The 18,033-nt window shown below is 30.1% G+C and carries 20 protein-coding genes and 1 pseudogene; 7 read left to right on the top strand and 14 right to left on the bottom strand.

From position 1 onward, the window contains the following. The first annotated feature begins 387 nt into the window (after nucleotides 1–387). Nucleotides 388–936, top strand: coding sequence for a nitroreductase family protein (locus ACZ5N4_RS02320; protein ID WP_464206822.1), 549 nt, complete (start codon nucleotides 388–390; stop codon nucleotides 934–936). 153 nt (nucleotides 937–1,089) lie between these two features. On the opposite strand, the gene ACZ5N4_RS02315 is transcribed toward ACZ5N4_RS02320, so the two are convergent. The 4 genes from ACZ5N4_RS02315 to ric all read right to left on the bottom strand — a co-directional run bounded on the left by ACZ5N4_RS02315 (nucleotide 1,090) and on the right by ric (nucleotide 6,290). Next, the gene (locus ACZ5N4_RS02315) at nucleotides 1,090–2,781 is read right to left on the bottom strand and encodes a sensor histidine kinase (RefSeq protein ID WP_464206820.1); all 1,692 of its coding nucleotides are present in this window, start codon (nucleotides 2,779–2,781) and stop codon (nucleotides 1,090–1,092) included. A 199-nt stretch (nucleotides 2,782–2,980) separates the two neighbouring features. Further along, complete coding sequence (locus ACZ5N4_RS02310; protein WP_464206818.1) at nucleotides 2,981–3,460, bottom strand: spore coat protein; 480 nt, start codon at nucleotides 3,458–3,460, stop codon at nucleotides 2,981–2,983. A gap of 180 nt (nucleotides 3,461–3,640) precedes the next feature. Then, nucleotides 3,641–5,356, bottom strand: coding sequence for a hydroxylamine reductase (gene hcp, locus ACZ5N4_RS02305; RefSeq protein WP_464206816.1), 1,716 nt, complete (start codon nucleotides 5,354–5,356; stop codon nucleotides 3,641–3,643). Between the two features lie 217 nt (nucleotides 5,357–5,573). Beyond that, nucleotides 5,574–6,290 (bottom strand): iron-sulfur cluster repair di-iron protein, encoded by a 717-nt coding sequence (ric, locus tag ACZ5N4_RS02300; protein WP_464206814.1) that lies wholly within the window; start codon nucleotides 6,288–6,290, stop codon nucleotides 5,574–5,576. Nucleotides 6,291–6,555: 265 nt separating this feature from the next. On the opposite strand from ric, the gene ACZ5N4_RS02295 reads away from it, so the two are divergent. Continuing rightward, nucleotides 6,556–7,794 (top strand): FprA family A-type flavoprotein, encoded by a 1,239-nt coding sequence (locus ACZ5N4_RS02295; protein ID WP_464206812.1) that lies wholly within the window; start codon nucleotides 6,556–6,558, stop codon nucleotides 7,792–7,794. 81 nt (nucleotides 7,795–7,875) lie between these two features. On the opposite strand, the gene ACZ5N4_RS02290 is transcribed toward ACZ5N4_RS02295, so the two are convergent. Then, a complete protein-coding gene (locus ACZ5N4_RS02290; RefSeq protein ID WP_464206810.1) occupies nucleotides 7,876–8,595 on the bottom strand; it encodes a Crp/Fnr family transcriptional regulator in 720 nt (239 codons plus the stop codon). A 342-nt stretch (nucleotides 8,596–8,937) separates the two neighbouring features. On the opposite strand from ACZ5N4_RS02290, the gene ACZ5N4_RS02285 reads away from it, so the two are divergent. From ACZ5N4_RS02285 to ACZ5N4_RS02265, 5 genes and pseudogenes are all read left to right on the top strand, one after another. Further along, entirely contained in the window at nucleotides 8,938–9,183 is a 246-nt protein-coding gene (locus ACZ5N4_RS02285; RefSeq protein WP_464206808.1) for a spore coat associated protein CotJA, read from the top strand. Nucleotides 9,184–9,197: 14 nt separating this feature from the next. Continuing rightward, nucleotides 9,198–9,482: a spore coat protein CotJB gene (locus ACZ5N4_RS02280; protein WP_464206807.1), complete on the top strand. Its 285-nt coding sequence runs from the start codon at nucleotides 9,198–9,200 to the stop codon at nucleotides 9,480–9,482. Between the two features lie 3 nt (nucleotides 9,483–9,485). Beyond that, a pseudogene (locus tag ACZ5N4_RS02275) lies at nucleotides 9,486–9,680 on the top strand (manganese catalase family protein); the annotation flags it as partial. Between the two features lie 815 nt (nucleotides 9,681–10,495). Then, nucleotides 10,496–11,401, top strand: coding sequence for a polymorphic toxin type 44 domain-containing protein (locus ACZ5N4_RS02270; protein ID WP_464206805.1), 906 nt, complete (start codon nucleotides 10,496–10,498; stop codon nucleotides 11,399–11,401). A 219-nt stretch (nucleotides 11,402–11,620) separates the two neighbouring features. Beyond that, nucleotides 11,621–11,974, top strand: a complete 354-nt coding sequence (locus ACZ5N4_RS02265) for a DUF5412 domain-containing protein (protein WP_464206803.1) — start codon at nucleotides 11,621–11,623, stop codon at nucleotides 11,972–11,974. A gap of 240 nt (nucleotides 11,975–12,214) precedes the next feature. Here ACZ5N4_RS02265 and ACZ5N4_RS02260 read toward each other — a convergent pair whose 3' ends face one another. From ACZ5N4_RS02260 to ACZ5N4_RS02220, 9 genes are all read right to left on the bottom strand, one after another. Beyond that, a complete protein-coding gene (locus tag ACZ5N4_RS02260) occupies nucleotides 12,215–12,409 on the bottom strand; it encodes a phage holin (RefSeq protein WP_464206802.1) in 195 nt (64 codons plus the stop codon). Nucleotides 12,410–12,469: 60 nt separating this feature from the next. Next, nucleotides 12,470–13,324 (bottom strand): peptidoglycan-binding domain-containing protein, encoded by an 855-nt coding sequence (locus ACZ5N4_RS02255; RefSeq protein WP_464206800.1) that lies wholly within the window; start codon nucleotides 13,322–13,324, stop codon nucleotides 12,470–12,472. 12 nt (nucleotides 13,325–13,336) lie between these two features. Beyond that, nucleotides 13,337–13,552, bottom strand: coding sequence for a BhlA/UviB family holin-like peptide (locus ACZ5N4_RS02250; RefSeq protein ID WP_464206798.1), 216 nt, complete (start codon nucleotides 13,550–13,552; stop codon nucleotides 13,337–13,339). 66 nt (nucleotides 13,553–13,618) lie between these two features. Next, complete coding sequence (locus ACZ5N4_RS02245; RefSeq protein WP_464206796.1) at nucleotides 13,619–13,837, bottom strand: hypothetical protein; 219 nt, start codon at nucleotides 13,835–13,837, stop codon at nucleotides 13,619–13,621. Beyond that, nucleotides 13,827–14,171 (bottom strand): hypothetical protein, encoded by a 345-nt coding sequence (locus ACZ5N4_RS02240; RefSeq protein WP_464206794.1) that lies wholly within the window; start codon nucleotides 14,169–14,171, stop codon nucleotides 13,827–13,829. The genes ACZ5N4_RS02245 and ACZ5N4_RS02240 overlap by 11 nt, the downstream gene beginning before the upstream one ends. A gap of 11 nt (nucleotides 14,172–14,182) precedes the next feature. Continuing rightward, nucleotides 14,183–14,476, bottom strand: coding sequence for a hypothetical protein (locus ACZ5N4_RS02235; RefSeq protein ID WP_464206792.1), 294 nt, complete (start codon nucleotides 14,474–14,476; stop codon nucleotides 14,183–14,185). A 13-nt stretch (nucleotides 14,477–14,489) separates the two neighbouring features. Continuing rightward, nucleotides 14,490–16,058 carry a hypothetical protein gene (locus ACZ5N4_RS02230; protein ID WP_464206790.1) on the bottom strand — a complete coding sequence of 523 codons (1,569 nt, stop codon included), beginning with the start codon at nucleotides 16,056–16,058 and terminating at the stop codon, nucleotides 14,490–14,492. Nucleotides 16,059–16,062: 4 nt separating this feature from the next. Then, nucleotides 16,063–17,157: a siphovirus ReqiPepy6 Gp37-like family protein gene (locus tag ACZ5N4_RS02225; RefSeq protein ID WP_464206788.1), complete on the bottom strand. Its 1,095-nt coding sequence runs from the start codon at nucleotides 17,155–17,157 to the stop codon at nucleotides 16,063–16,065. Between the two features lie 3 nt (nucleotides 17,158–17,160). Continuing rightward, entirely contained in the window at nucleotides 17,161–18,027 is an 867-nt protein-coding gene (locus ACZ5N4_RS02220) for a phage tail family protein (RefSeq protein ID WP_464206786.1), read from the bottom strand. Between the last annotated feature and the right edge of the window lie 6 nt (nucleotides 18,028–18,033).

Below are 18,033 nucleotides of genomic sequence, written 5' to 3'. Positions count from 1 at the left end.
AACTTTGTCAAGAACTTTTTTTAAATTCTTTTTGTTAAGCTTAGCTGCTCTTGACAGCTTCATCATAGTATCATACAAGCTAACTTGTTGTCAACATATTTTTGACTAACTTTTTTAACTTGTTTGCCGCTCACTCAAGCGACGAATGTTATCTTACCACCTTTTTATTAATAGATTATATTCTAAAGTTTACCTTAGATTAAACTAGCTCATTAATTCTACATATCTCAAGATAATACTAGATATTAAGCATATTGACACGCCAGATTTAGTTTACTAGCCAAATTAATATTAAACTCAAATTATAACAATTTACAGATTTTCTTCTCAACTAAATAAGCTATAATATTATTTATATGAAGATTTAATATATAATGAGGTGTACCTATGAATTTTTTAGAATTAGTTAAAGTTCGTCAAAGTGTTCGTGAATATTTAAATGCGCCCATCGAAAGGGAAAAGATAGATAGGTGTCTTGAAGCAGCTCGTCTGTCTCCATCTGCTTGCAATTCTCAGCCATGGAGTTTTACCATTATCGACACTCCTGAATTGAGAGATAAAATCGCAAGATCAACTTTTAATGAGCTTGTGTCTTTTAATAAGTTTTCATTAAATGCACCTATTCTAGTAGTAGTTACTGCAACGAAAGGAAATATAAAGACAAAAGTTGGACAAATGATTACTAGTATTCCTTATTATTTAATTGATATTGGAATTGCAGCAGAGCACTTTTGTCTTCAAGCTGCTGAAGAAGGTTTAGGTACCTGTATGATAGGATGGTTTAATGAAAAGAAAATAAAAAAGCACTTGAATATGAGTAAAGATCAAATGGTTGCACTACTAATTGCTGTAGGCTATCCAAAATCAGAGAGCATAAGAAATAAAAATAGAAAACCCATATCTGAAATGTCTACTTTCAATTTAACTGATTCATAAATATTATAGATAAATAAGACAATTTCTATTATGGGTAGAAATTGCCTTATCTATCTCCTAATTTATATTCTATATGTTGTCTATAGAGTTGAGAACTAGAAAGTTAACTTTCGGTCTAGAACCCCTATATAAATTTGCTTAAATACAATTCCTCTACGAATATATATCAGAGAACTCAATACTAATTTTCTCTACCTTTTGTCTCTCAAAAGGAATACTTTCTTGCTTAACATCATTATCTTGCTTTACTAATCTAATAGGAAGTTCTATTGTAAATTCGCTCCCTACTCCATATTTACTCTTTGCTGTAATTGTGCCCCCATGAGCTTCTACAATAGATTTTACAAGTGATAAACCTATACCACTTCCCTCTTGATTCAGAGTGAGGGAAGATTCAACCTGTCTAAATCGATCAAATATTTTATCTATCATATTTTCTGGAATACCTATACCAGTATCTCTAACTAAAATAATAATTTTATCATCCTTATCATATATGTTTACATATATATTTCCATTCTCACCTGTAAATTTTATAGCATTAGAAAGTAAGTTTAACATAACTCTCTCTATTTTATCTAAATCAAAAGCAGTTATTTTTTCTTCAACATCTGTATCAAATAACAGTGTTATTCCCTTACTTTGTGTATATTCTAATATAGACAAAGTTATATCTTCAACCACAGATATTATATTATAATTGCCGAAATTCATATTTAAAAATCCTGCATCTAATTTTGTAATATCTATTAAATTATTTATTAATCTCAGTAATCTAAAGCAATTTTGTTTCATAGTACCTATATATTTATTAGATCTATCATAAATCTGGCATTTTTCTATATCTCTATGTAGTGCATTTATTAACTGAATTGATGCTAATATTATATTTAACGGAGTTTTTAATTCATGTGATATATTTGAGAAAAATTCTGTTTTTAATTTATCGAATTGAATCGCTTCTTCTAGTTGACGTTTGTTCTCATCAGCTTTTTTTCTCTCTGTTATATCTCTTGTAATATTTAATATAGTTCTTTCACCATTATAATTAAGAGCTGTGCTGGATAGTTCAACATCTATAACTGTTCCATCCAACTTTATCATTTTAGCTTCAACTAATGGCAGATTTTTTTCTTTAGTATATAGGTTATTTGACCTTTCTTTAATTTTGTCATAGCAATCACGATGATAAAACTTAAGAAAATCTTGTCCAACAAGTTCTTTAGGATATGAAACTCCTAGTAATGCAGCCCCTGTGTGGTTCACAAAAGTAAATTTATCTCTATCAGTAATAAAAATAGCATCTGGTGAAAGTTCTACTAACTTTACATATCTTTCTTCACTTTCTTTTAAAGCTTCTTCAGTCATTTTTCTTTTCGTTATATCATGGGCAACTGTAAGTATTGCTTCCGTTCCATTGTGTACAAAAGGAGTGGACATGGCTTCTGTAAATACAGCCTTTTTATCTAGTCTTTTGCCCCTATGTTCAACAAGCGGTATATTTTCACTTATATTACGTACTATAAACATAATTACATGCTTTTCTTCGTAAACATATGGTGTACCTGATATTTCTACAGACAACGTAGTTCCATCTTTTCTAATTAGCTTTTGAACAACTTTAGATACCATTTCATTATTTTCTACTTTTCTTATTATCTTCTTTATTGTCTTTATACAGTCTTGGTGCGGAGATAAACCATTAATTATTGACTTGCCTACTATATCATATATGCTTTTATACCCTATAAGGCATAGCGCTTTGTCGTTCGCAAATATTATTCTGTTATTATAAAATATGAAAATGCTATCAGATAAGAGATTTAAAAAATTCTGCTGCTCCATTATATAAACTCCTTTTGAAGTATTTTATCTAGCATTTAGAATATACACTTGTATGATATAAAAATTTACAGATCATGCATTTTTATATAATTCTACAACTTGTTAAACATTCCTTCAAATGTGTAAACTTTTTAATAATAAACATCTAAACTTTAAAGGCTGTTGATAACTAAGTAGTTATCAACAGCCTAATCTAAAATTATTGAACTTTATACATACCTTTACTTTCCATATACTGAAATACAGATTCCCCATGCTTTTGTTCTTCTTTTTGTATATGGTTTAAAACATCACGAACATTTGTATCTCTAAATTCAAAGATTGCAGTATCGTAAGCTCCAGAAACATATTTTTCTGTCATTAAAATATCTGTACACATGTCATAGTCAGATAAATTATGTACTCCTGAAGTCATATTCTGGTTTGTACTTTGAGTATTAGCTTGATTATTATTTTGCTGATTACCTTGTTGATTCATCTGAGGAATATTTCCACTTAATAATTGGTTTATGCTGTCTAAATGTGTTCTCTCGGACTGCAAGCTAGCATTAAATATTGCTTTTAATTGACTGTCCGTAGCCTGATTTGCATAATTAGTATACTTTACTATGCAAGCTTCCTCATGGCTTTTTTGATCTTCAAGTAACAATCTTTCTTTTTGTGATAAATTTACTTTCATAAAAACACCTCCAAATATATTTTGCATAGATTAGGAAATATTTATACAAAATAATATGAAAAAGAGCTTGTGCTAAAATAAGTCACAAGCTCTTTTATTAGTGCAAGTTTAATTTAAATTTAAGTCAACTATCATCAAATTTATGGATGGGGATATTTAATGATAGTATTTAACTTTATATTATCCTAAGAACATCTTCATATCATCATCAACATTTGTTATTCCACCTATTCCAAAGTTCTCTACTAGAACCTTAGCTACATTTGGTGAAAGGAATGCTGGTAGAGTTGGTCCTAGGTGAATATTCTTAACTCCTAGGTGAAGTAATGCAAGTAAAACTATAACTGCCTTTTGCTCATACCAAGCTATATTATATGATATAGGAAGTTCATTAATATCTTCTAATCCAAATACTTCTTTTAGTTTAAGTGCTATCACTGCTAGTGAATATGAATCATTACATTGTCCAGCATCTAATACTCTTGGAATTCCTCCAATATCACCTAAATCAAGCTTATTGTATTTATATTTAGCACATCCAGCTGTAAGAATAACTGTATCCTTTGGAAGTTTCTTTGCAAAATCTGTATAGTAGTTTCTGCTCTTAGCTCTTCCATCACAACCAGCCATAACGAAGAATCTTTTTATAGCTCCTGTTTTAACTGCTTCTACAACTTTATCAGCTAAAGCTAAAACTTGGTTGTGGGCAAATCCACCAACTATTTCTCCTTTTTCGATTTCCTTTGGTGCCTGACACTTTTTAGCATGTGCAATTATAGCTGAGAAATCTTTTGGTTGACCATTTTTTCCATCTGCTATATGCTTAACTCCTGGAACGCCTGTTGCACCAGTAGTGTACATTCTATCTTTATATGAATTCTTAGGCGGAACTACGCAGTTTGTAGTCATTAAAATTGGCCCATTAAAGCTTTCAAATTCTTCTGTTTGCTTCCACCATGCATTTCCGTAGTTTCCTACAAAGTGCTTATACTTCTTAAATGCTGGATAGTAGTTTGCTGGAAGCATTTCACTGTGAGTGTATACATCTATTCCTGTTCCTTCTGTTTGCTTTAATAATTCTTCCATATCTTTTAAATCATGTCCGCTTATTAAGATACCAGGCCTATTTCCAACACCTATATTAACTTTTGTTATCTCAGGATTTCCATAAGATTCAGTATTAGCCTTATCAAGTAGGGCCATAGCATCTACCCCATATTTACCTGCTTCAAGTACTAAAGCTATTAATCCATCTACTGCTATACTATCATCCAAAGTTGCAGCTAATGCCTTTTGCATGAATCCATGAAGATTTTTATCATCATATCCTAAGTTATTAGCATGCTTAATGTATGCTGCCATACCTTTTAATCCATAAATTAAAAGCTCTCTTAATGATCTTATATCTTCATCCTTAGTAGCTAGTACACCTACTGACCCTGCTTTTGCATCAAAATCATTTACGTTATCAGCAAACCATATTGCTGCTTCTGGCAGATTAAGATCTTTTTCTTTTTGTGCTCCACCAAATCCAAAGATTTTTTTAAGCCATGAAGTATTTTCTTTTGATTCAATAAGTTTTCCACCAGCTTTTATATATTGCTGTTTAACTTCTTCTCTTAATTGTAATCCTCTTTTTATTCTTTCTATAAATATATTTCTGTCAAAGTTTGCATTAGTTATAGTTGCAAATAAACTCTCTACTACAAATTTATTTACTTCCTTATTTTCTACTCCTAATTCTCTCGCCTTTGTGCTAAATACAGAAATTCCTTTTGTTATATATATTAATAAGTCTTGTGCTTTTGCTAGGTCTTCTGTCTTTCCACATACACCTTTTATTGTACATCCTTTGCAATTCGCTGCTTCTTGACATTGATAACAAAACATACTCATTTAATCCTAACCTCCATAATATTAATTTATTTCATTTGATTATATACTTTCTAAAACTTTACCTTTTTAGTAAACATTATGCCTGCAGAACTCCATTAACTAGGAGTCCTGCAGATAAGTTTGTGCTAGATTGTTGTTGTTCACTTGATGATTTAATTATAACTTCATCTATAAATTTGTTCCGTAACAATTGTTACGAATATAAAATATTTTTTACTTATTTATTATTTTTTTCTTTAAGCTTCGGAAACAAAATATTATTTTCTAAATGTATGTGTTGAAAAGTATCTGATTCTAACTCTTGAAGCTTTTGATAAGTCAATTTAAAGGTGTTACACACATCTGCAGGTATTTCATATCCATTTGTAATTTTTCTTAGCTCTTTAAGTATGTCTCCTGCCCCCTCATGTTCATTTTCTAACTCCTCCATTATTGAAACTACCTTCTCTAATGACTCATTCGATGGATTTAACTCATACTTCTTTATTAACGGAAACTCAATTTCTTCCTCTTTAATAAGATGTTCTTCTAACTCTGTTTTAAGACTTGCAAATAATCTATGCACTCTTGTTAGTTCCTTATGATTATCACCATGTACTCTTAGTATCTTTGTTGTAAGTTCGTAGATTTTAGGTAGTTCAATCTGTAAATATGCATGGTGAGTATTTACTATATAATCAACCAAATCGCTGTAAGACATCACATTAAAATCTATATCTTTATCTTTTATTATTAGTAAGTTGTTATATGCTTCTTCAAGCTTACTCATAATCTCTTCTTCCTTTAAACCTCCTTCTTTTATTGCATCTATTAATGGTCTATTTCCTCCACAGCAAAAATCAATATTGTAGTCTTTAAATATATCCATAGCTTTTGGAAAATTTGCTGCAATATATCCTATACTATCTGAACTTTTAAATATAAATTTACTCATTACTTATCCCTCCAAATATTTTTTATAAATATAATTTGTACTGGTTTGTAAGCAGGGAGTATTAGAGCGGGTAGTCATCGGATAAATCTTACTTACTCTACTTACTTATCAGCAGTATCTCGTGTTTATGAGTCAATTATATAAAAAGTTTATCTATTAATCTGTGACTACAATCAAATTTTTAGTTGATTTTAATCACTGTATTCAATTCTTATTAAATCTATAATGAAGTCATCAATTAAAAATTCAAAAGGAGATGTTTTATATGATAAATAATAAATTAGCAGAAAAAACTTACTGGATTGGAAAAGTAGATGACAGGAAAGTACCTTTTCACAGATTAATATTAGAAAAAGGAACAACTTATAATTCATATTTATTAAATACAGAAAAGCCTACTATTATAGACACAGTTGATATTATGTATGGAAGAGAATTTGTTAAAAATCTTGAAGAAATAATAGATTTAAACAAAATTCAATATGTTGTAATTAATCACGTTGAGCCAGATCACGCTGGTGCATTACCTATATTATTAAATAAAGCTAAAAATGCAATTATAGTAACTACAGAGAAAGCAAGAGAGTTATTAAATGGAATGTTTAAACTTAATAAGCAAAAGTACTTAATAGTTAAGGATGGAGATACTCTTAATGTCGGTGAAAAGACATTAAAATTCTTTGAAACACCATATCTACACACTGAAGAAACTATGATTACTTATTGCATTGAGGATAAAATACTTTACCCATGTGATATCTTTAGTACTCATATTGCTAACAATGAATTATTTAATGATTTAGCCAAAGAAGATATAACTGAAGATTTTAAAGTATATTATAACTTAATAATGAGCCCACACAGAACTTATGTCAGAAACATGATTAATAAAATTAAAGAGCTTGATATTAATATGATAGCTCCTTCTCATGGATATGTATTGAGAAGTGATGCTAAAAAATATATTGATCTTTACGATGAAATGAGCACCGTTGATCTTAATAAAATAGATAAAAAAGCTCTTATATTATTTAGTAGCATGACAGGAAATACAGGGAAAATAGCTAAAGCTCTAGCTGAAGGTTTAAATTCCACACACATTAAAACTGAGATATTTAATATTAAAAGTGCCAATATAGATGATATAAAAGAATCAGCCTTGAAATCAGATACTATATTTATAGGAAGTTCTACAAAATATGGTGATATGATAGACAATCTAGAAGATATAATTAAAGACTTGATGACTTTAGATTTATCTAACAAACTTGGTATAGCATTTGGATCCTTCGGTTGGAGTGGCGAAGCAATAGAAATAATAAATGACTATATAAAACAAAGCAATATGACTCTAGTGGATACTTCTTACATTGTTAAAAGTACTGGTGCTAATCACATAAAACTACCTTTAAAAATTAACTATTTCGACGAAGACATCTCAAGAAAATTATGTGTTGATACAGGAAAAGAAATTGGAGAATTAATTTTAAAACAAAGTAATTAGTTACTCGTGCAAATAGAAAGAGTTACTAGAGCTTAATTCTAGTAGCTCTTTCTATTTGTACAAGTGACTTTGATACTTGACTTAATCAATACTTTTGAGATATTCTATATCCTTTATAATTATTTTTTTATTACCCTGAAGCTCAATTACTCCCTCATCTTGCATACTTGTTAAGGTTCTACTTACCGTTTCTCTCGTAAGACCAGCATAACTTCCTATTTCTTCTCTGTTTAAAGGCAAATCTAATATTACTGTATTTCCTTCTTCTCTTCCAAAATCTTTTGCAAGACTTAATAGAACTCCTACTATTCTAGATTCTACATCCTTTGTGCTTAATCTCTGTACTAGACTCTCAAGGTTTATTAATCTATCATGTACTACTTCTAATATTTTAAAGGTTATTTCAGGATTTTTTTCTATTATTCTATCAAAGTTTTCCTTAGTTAATGCGCATATAGCTGTGTCTTCCAAAGCCTCTGCATTAAATTCAACTTTGCTCCTCTTTAACAAACTCAATTCTCCGATAAAGTCTCCATCAGTAAGTATGTATAATATCTGTTCCTTGCCTTCCTTTGTGTATTTAAATATTTTAATCTTTCCCTTATTAACAATGTAGAGCTTATCTGATACATCTCCTTCGAAGAATATCATTTGACCCTTTTTATATCTTCTATTTATAACGATACTCGCAATCTCTGCTAGTTGATTTTCATGTAACGTTGAAAAAATATATACTTTTTTAGCGCAATATTTCCCAGTGCATTTTTCGCAGTGGCATGAGTTTATTAAATTCTTCTCCATTATACTAAAATCACCTCATTTGCATATTGTAAAAATATAAATTAACTAAATATATATCGTTAAACCTGTTTATAATAATTTTACCTTCTAATACTACACTTGTAAATTTTTAATTCTTTTAGCTATCTTATTCACTAAATTAGTGTATTAAACATACCTATATATCATGCGGCATTATATTGAATTGACCCTTTGTTCCTTCTTATTATGTCCTAATTTATAAGTATATTAAAAATAAATGCAATTTATGATAAAAAATCTATATTAACTGTAACAAGTTTATATTTAGCATCATATGATGTTATTGTGTAAGCAACATAAACAAGGAGGATAAACACAACTATGGCAAAAGACACAAATTCAAGAGTTAACATGTATACTACTAACTGTCCACCAAAGCAACAATGTATTCCGCAAGAACTAGTAATACGAAATGTAAGACTAGCAGCTGCATATGTACCTTACCAAAGACTTTGTACTCTTCTCTCTCCTATAGAAGCTCTTAGACATGGAACTGTTTTTCCTGAGCTTTATAGTCCTTATGAAGGAAAAGATAAAAAATGCAGACCAGTCTCTGACTGTTGTTAGAAGGAGGTACTATTATGAAGCATGATATGAGTAAAAAAGAACTTTTAAAAAAAATTACCGCCGTGAATTTTTCACTAATAGACCTCCACTTATATCTTAATACCCATCCAACTGATGAGAATGCCCTTACAGCATATAATTCACTTGTAACACAGTCTCGTATGTTAAGACAGGAGTATGAGAAATGCTACGGACCATTGTCTTATGGATCCTATAGTCATTGTCCATGGCAATGGATAAATGAACCTTGGCCTTGGGAATGTGAGGCTAACTTTAAGCTTTGTGGAGAGGAGATGTAGCATATGTGGACATACGAAAAGTTTCTTGAGTATCCTGTAAAAATAAAAAATCCTAATCCTGAAATGGCAAAAATAATAATCACACAGTACGGTGGACCTGATGGAGAATTAGCCGCATCCTTAAGGTATCTAAGCCAAAGATTTACCATGATTACAGGTCAAGCTATAGCAACATTAAATGATATTGGTACAGAAGAATAGGTGCCATGATGTTATAAGTAATATGCATAATAAAATTATATTATTAAAATAATTAAAGTTAATTTACTTCTTACAGCTTATTTATATATAATTTCTTAAGCTATTACTGATTGTATATTTACAACCTTTTCTAAAGTATAAAGTAGATAACTATGATTTTATAAAAGATTTTTCTTTATCTCATTAAATAAATAGCTTAATTTATTTTGACATTTGCAAAACTCTTCATTCTCAATAATATTATCACTAATATCTCTAATCCTCTTTCTTATTTATTCAATGCTTATCATAATTACGTTAATTACTAAATGAAGACTTATGTAGAAAATATATGTATATAATAACTATAGCTCATGTTGGTTTTATTTACTATAATTTGCTTATTTTTAATAAGTTAAATTACTTAAAAGTAGATTATTCATCATTAAATATGCAAAAGTAATCTGCTCTTGGCCAGCCAAATATTTACAAACTTATTCTTATGAATTCATAAATAAAATATGTTGACTTATAAAAAAAATATGTCAAAAGTCTACAAAATAACTCATTAATATACAAGTCTGCAAATAAGTTGAAATGAATATAATTCATTGTTTTCTTCGTATGTTGCGAATTTTCATAATTTTGAAATATGTAAAAATGTAGAAAATTGTCTTGTTAAAATAGTACGAAATGTATTGAAAATAATGTAATAAGTTACTAAAATGTAATTATTGTGTGTCAAATACATAAACATTACTTTTTTTACAAAATAATTATAATTTGTATTTAATTGCACAATAATTAACATATTGAGACAAGGAGAAATATTTATGAAAAAATCAATTATTACTATGATTATGTGCGGTACTTTAGTTTCTGGAATTTCAATTACAGCACATGCAGCTACTAGCACAGAAATTCCCAATGAGGTATCAACTATATCAACAAATCAAGAAATACCTAAATCTACAGTATCTGCAAGCACTACTGACTTTTATGAATCAGAACAAGCTAAAGGAATTAATGAAATTCATCAATATATTGTTAAAAACTACAAAGACAATATTAAGCTAAATAAAGATGGTACTATTGAGATTTCAAATTTGGACAAGCTGATTTCGGATAAAAAGTTCAAAAAAGAATATAAAAATTGGCTTACAAGTATTAACTTTTGCATAAAAAAAGGTAGTTTTAAATTTAATAATATGTTTCAACCTGAATTTATTCCTCTTGAAAAAATGGATACTGAAAAAAGAACTGCTTTGTTTGAAAGTCCAGTAAAAACAAATCTTGCAAGAGTACAAAGCTATGCAGCTACTTTCGACTTAAATGGGGCTGCATGGAGAAACGGACAATATATGGCTGAACTTGCAGCCGCAGCACGACCACTTGGTATTCCTGGAAGAGCCTCTGTTTATGCTACATTTTACCAATTTGTAAGAAATGGTGGCCCATGGGATTATAAACAAACTCTTGGATCAACTTCAACATATTCAGTAACAATTGGAGGAACAACATTTTCATTAACTGGTGAACAAATCGGAAATATACACTATGGATATGTAGGACGAGCAGCTGAAATTCCGGCCATAACTTTAAGATCAGCAGCAGGAGCAGCACAGTATGCGGCTGGCACTTCTGACCCAAGTTTTTGGTCAAGCTATTTTGATGACCCACGCGATCAAGTAGAGATTAATAGAGGTATAAACTGGCGTGATACCTATACCTTTAGATAAGCTTTCTTAACATACTAAATACAAAAGAGCTTCAAGTGTATTTACCTGAAGCTCTTTTGTATAGCATAGTATTAAAATCACTGGTAATAAAAAATTAAAAGGACACTTAAATAAAAATGACATATTTTAAAAATAGTGTAAGCCTTAAGAATTAATGATATAATTTAGTTATAAGTTATTTTAAAATTCTAAAACTATATATAGATAGGAGGAATGAAATTGAGGAAAAAAATACTAATATCAATTCCAATCATAATGGTATTTTTAATTTGTATATTTTACTGGTTTGGTTTTAGTATGAGTAGGTTGCCAAAAGGTGATTTAATATCTGAAAAACAATCACCTAATGGCACATATACAGTTAAAGCATACATTACAAGTGGAGGTGCAACAACTTCATTTGCTATAAGAGGAGAATTAAACTATAACAAAGTTAAAAAGAGTCCTAAAAATATATATTGGAACTATCGAGAAGACAAAGCTATAATTGAATGGGTTGATGATAATACTGTTATAATTAATGGCCATAAGTTAAATATGCCTGATGAAAAGTTTGATTATAGGCGACATTAAAATGAGGACATGCATAACCATGATTAATCTTATCAGAAGTGGGTGTTTCAGAACTAAATATTTAGTTGAAAAACAGCCCTTTTTCTAATGGTTATTGATTTTAAATTAAATCAATATAATAACTAAATATTAATCCTAGACAAGCATTATGCATTATGATATATATTTCTAATGATAAAGCAAAAGATGGGGATGTCTCAAAATGATTGAAAAATCATTTAAAGGGACATTCCCTTAAAATTACTTATCTGATATTCCTGGAGTAGTAGGATCTATTACTATACCTAACATAGTAAGTAAACCTAAAAACATATTTACAAGCTCATTATAGTTATCTGGAACATTAAATAAATTAAATGTCTTTCCCATAAGTGCTACAAATGCAGCTACTGCAACCCAAAATGCTTTATTTTGTAATCTTTTCTTAATATCCATTTTACATTCCTCCAAAATTTTTATAAATTAAAAAAGAGCCTTTTCAGCTCTCCAATTTTTCTATTTTAAAATTTTATTCCAATCTTTCGCTCTTATTACACCATCAGGATTACCCCATATACCTTCTTTCTTTTGCCATTCTTTAACCTTTTGTACTGTATTAGGGTCAAATGCACCACTCTTAGGGTTAATGCCTATGAACCACTGTATAAATCTAGTCGCAACTACGTTTGCTGTCCACCCTGCTCCTATGGTCGGCATTTTAGTGATTACATTCAACGCATCTGTAAGCTGAGAATCTATATTTTCACTGTCTGGTAACCCCACCGCGTATCTAAATTGTTTTATTGCTGCTTTGGTTTTAGGACCTAATACTCCATCTGCATTAACTTCACCAGCAGCTAGGCAACTGACTCTTTGCAAATCATGTTGAACGGATCTTATGAAATCTAATGAATATTGTGGTTGTGTTAATACAATAGAATTTTTAATATCTTCTAATGGATAGTTATCTCCTGGGCAACTTGTCTCATAATTCATAGCTTCTTTATGACCGCATATAGGCAAATTACCATATTGGCTTCTTAGATAAGCTATAAGCTCTATTATGGCCTGTTTCTGTGCTAGTGTCATAGTTTCCGTCATATAGTCACCCTCGGCACATATTCCAATAGAAACTGAGTTTTTACCTTTGCAATGAGATCCAATAGCACCTTCTGGCCTTCCTCTATAGATACTTCCATCTTTCCTAACAAAGAAATGATAACCACAACCAGCCCAACCATTTTCTTTATGCCATTGATGTATGTCATAGATACTACAATTCTTTGCTTCGGCATGATGCATTATAATTTCCTTAGGGCTATTTCCATATGTTAATCCATTGAAATTTAAATTTGTTTCTATTATGTTCAAGGTTTATACCTCCTACTTAAATATTTTATCTTTAACCTCTTTCACATCATCCTTGATGCAATTAAGCCCTTGCTCTATGCATTCAAATTTCTCTGTAAGGTTAGCTATTATGTCCTGATATTTTGACTCCCTCTTACTATTTTCATTTAATACAAAGAAAAGCAGTGCTACAAAAAGCACTGCCCATATACCTTGTTGCATTGCTAGGTCTAATACTTTGCCTTCCACGCTACACCTCCATTTAAAGTAAAATAAAAAAGACCTATAGGTCCTTATTTAAGTCGCATAATTTTTCTATTTTGACTTAACTAATTCTTTCAACATATCATATATTTCTGATTGTCTCTCCATGAAGTCCAACATTAAAGAATAAATTTGTTCATTGCTTATATTATCTTTAATTCCTTTAGCTTCTTTTATTCTTTGTTCCCTATCTTTTTTTGCTAAGTATTCCTCACTAGGAACTATATTAAACCCTGTAGATGTAGCTTCTATATCACTTTTATTCAACATGAACAACTACCTCCCCATTATCCAACATTTCATTAGCTGTTTTTATAGTATGTTCTCCAGATAAAGTTACATTAAAATCTATTGTTGCTACTCCCTGTACTGTTGTAATAGTAATTTTATTACCTTCATAATCAAATATTATATCCTCATTAAAATCTGATTGAATTTCGTCTAAGTGATTATAAACTGTTGCTCTTACTTTCTTAGTTACAGCATCATATAACAAAATTGTCTTATAGTAATAACAGTAAAATGATTTTACTATAGCTGTTTGTGTTTCTGTTGTGATTTCCTCAACTTTTAAAACTTGTTTTCCTTGTACTTCTAAATTCATAATTTTCCTCCTTAATCTAACATATATCTTACTCTTACTCCGCCTGTAGTTTGAGTATACACTTTCAAACTACTCTTAAATCTTAATATTAAAGGTGTGTCCTGTAATGTTGTTCCGACGTTTGAATCACTATTTGGTATACATTTATGACCATCAATTTCAACTCTAATGTTGGCATTATTTCCATGAATAGATGTTAAAAATCCACTACCGCTTATATCAAGAACAGTATATTTACTAGTTAATGTAGATGGTGAAAAATCTGCACCTAAATATGTCCCATTTGATATAGAATGATTTGTCATTATAAACCTCCTATCAATCTAAAATATAAAAAGCTTTTACTGATGTACCGTAAATTTCAATTTTTAATGAAGAGTTAAACCTATAAATAAATAAAGTTGAACCATTCCCATTGACTGAATCATTAACTACTAGTGAACCATCAATTGTAATTCTGTATGCGTAGGATGATGAATTATAATTCATAAGGCTAATAATCCAACCACTCCCTGTAACTTCCAACAATGTTTTATCTGTTGTTGGTGTACCACTTCCCGCAACATAGAATGGACGACCGTCTAAATTATCAGCTTCAACCATAGTACCAGTAAATTCAATTTCTGGTATGGTAACGCCTTTCTTGAAATTTGAAGGTAGTAAATTAGTTAAAGTCTGGTGTAGTTTAGTTGTATTATCCATATAACCACTAGTAGGTAACACTATATCATATTCAAATTTATTTCCTGTATATGAGCCATTAGTAGTAGCTCCACTACCTAACACACTTCCTGCACGATTTGGCATAGTTCCAACTCCACCAACTACATCATCTGAACTATATTTATAATTAGCTAGTACTTTATCGGGGGTAACATCTCCCTCAGCACTAGCTTTGATAAAAAAACATCCATTACCGTTGTCTCCTGTAGCATTATACCAAACAGTATATGCTTTTCCTGATATCAGATTAGGTGCCGTAGTTGTTCCTGGTTTATATAATTTTTTATTATTTATAGTTGTAGCACTGCCATTGTTATTAGCACTTGCTATAAATGTTATAGGATATCCTGTTACCAATGTGCCATTTATATTTAAGGCTATTGCTGTAGCAGTTCCTCCTGCAGTTTTATACATATTATCAGCCTTATGCGACTCAAGAGCATCACTGACTCCCTTTACAGTTTGATTGGTTCTGCCAACTCCAGCTAGATCATTTATCATGTTAAGTAAATTACCTGCAGCATCTCCGCTAAGTGTATTTTTTATACTATTAAACCATGCATTAAAGTCGTTTTGGAATTGCTGCTCCATGTTAGACATTTCTGTTTGATATTGGGAAGTTTTAGTGTTATACCAGTCCAGGTATTGATTAAATATAGCTGTTGTATCTATAGGTGCTATGAAACTTACTAAATCACATAAATCTGCATTTAATCTCAAATCTGTTATATTAGTTTGTACTATACTTACTGCACCTTTAACTACATATATATCAGCTAAGGCTAATTCATAGCCATCGGCATCTCTTTGCAGTGCGGGAGCAATTGGAGAACTTGCAAATGTGCCTTTTTTAACTTTTGCATTTATAGCTCTCCCTACTGTATCCATTCTAAGAACAACTCTATCTATTCTATTTAATACACCATCTGCGACATCTATATTAAGTATTAAATCGCTATCATTATAATAGTTATAACCATTGATCCATGCCTTCCCTGCTTTTATCGTAATTGTCATATTGTTATTTGCGAATACCTGGAGTTTGGTTGAGGGATTAGGGAACACACCGTTTGTTATAAAGGAATTAAAAAACTCTGCAAAATCACTAGCTTTATACTTCCTATCGCCATTTACACTATTAAAAAAGCTACTTTTCTCAGCCATATTATCACCTCAATTTCTGCTTTATTTTATCAATTATAGTGGGAATATTATTACCAAAAACTACATTAATTTGTTTCCCACTTGTTTCATAAATCTCTTCTACCTCTGTAATTCTAGTATCTAAAATTAAACCCCACTTTTTACTTACACAAGTAACTATATCTCCTAAATCAAAATCTACTTTATAAACTAAATTAGAATTTAAGTTTACCTTACTGTCAAATGTCTTAATTTCTTTAGTTTCTGCAAGTGTTTCATTGCCTTTCTCATTTAGTAGATTAGTATAGTCAGTATCACTTATAGGATCATTATTTTTATCTACATTGGATAAGCTCTTCTGATCGTTGAATATTTCAAATCTATCTAGTCCTGTAGCATTTCCTACAATAGCCATTTTACGAGCAGTCCCCTCTCCTATTCCTCCTACAAGACATAAATTTCTATAATTATTAAGACTATCTGTAAACTCTTGTTCTAATATATTTTCAAACTCTTTAGAAAAAACACATCTAGGATTAACAGATTGGTTTATACTTCTATCAATTCCCTTGTATACATCAAATATAAGTTTTCTATTAGTTATATCAAAGTTTACTCTATGTCCTAAATCACTTACATTGCTTAGATTTTCAATTTCATCCGCAAGATTTTTATAAGACACTTGATAATTTACATTTCCAGTAAAGTTATTTAGGTTGCCCAGCATCAAATTATTAATAATCCTATTGCTATCTGTTGCATTAATACAGTTATGATCTACAAGTATCCTCATAGCGTTTTCCGCAGTATCATTAATTATTTCAGTACCCCAAATAATTCTACGGTTTAAATACCATGCTAAAAACTTACCCTTAATTACTAATATTTCTTTGCCCTCTAAATCTAATTTTAGATTCCTATACTCAATATATCCAGCTTCAACATCACCTTTTTTATAGATAATATTTTCTTTTTGTAGTAACTGTAAGCTTTCAGGAGTTAAAGTACATTGTAATTCAAATTCTCCACTCTTGTAGTATCTTCTTACCCATCTTAGAGATGTAAAATTATCAATTATACCTTGAAATTCTAGATTTCTATTGAAAATGTACAATTCCATGCTTTACACCCCCAGATATTGACTTTGGTGATAAATTGACACTTCTAAATTATCTAAGCCACTATCAGCATTATAACGGAGCAGATTATCACCTTGATGCAATTGTAAAAAAGTACTTTGAAAATCTATATAGTTGAATGCATTAGTATTAACACCATTCAAGGTGCTTGTAACGCTTTTATTTCCAAAGTAAGTATTTACACTAATTACTTCTCCAACACTCATAGTTTTATTTATCTTTATAAATTCTTGCGTATTTACATTTAATAAGCTTGGATTAATAAGTGTTGCAAGTGCTTTGAATTCAATCCTCATACCACTTTCTACATCGCCAGTATTATTTACATTAACGATTAAAGAAGGTTCTCTATGTCCCATCTCTATACCATCAGAAGGTATTTCAAGTTCAAAAGCAAAATCACCTTTCCAAAGGGCTATTTCTTCTCTAGTTTCAAGAATATCTGTCCAAAATGGATTGTTAGCAGTTAAAGATATTAAACATTTGTTAACCTTGTTATTAATTACAGAGAAATAAGGAATCTTATTGACTATACACTTTATTCTTCTTTCTTTAATATCATCTTTATATATTAAATAACCTTCACCATTTCTAGGATTAAAAACCTTGTTTATTTTATCCTTATAGTTTATTAATTCTTCTTCTGTATCAGCTATTACCGCAATCTCTAAAGACATCTCTCTAATATCCAAAGTATTGCCTAAGTATGTACATCCATCTTGTACCATACCTTTACTATTGTAGATATTCACATTATTATTTGTATCAAAATTCTGTAATAAGAATGGAGCAGAATTAGTTAACTCTAACTCTGCTCCTAAAGTATTTATATATGTTAGTTTTTTAGCCAACTAATT

The sequence above is a fragment of the Clostridium nitrophenolicum genome (genome assembly GCF_055391695.1).
This window is presented reverse-complemented; position numbering and strand designations above follow the sequence as displayed.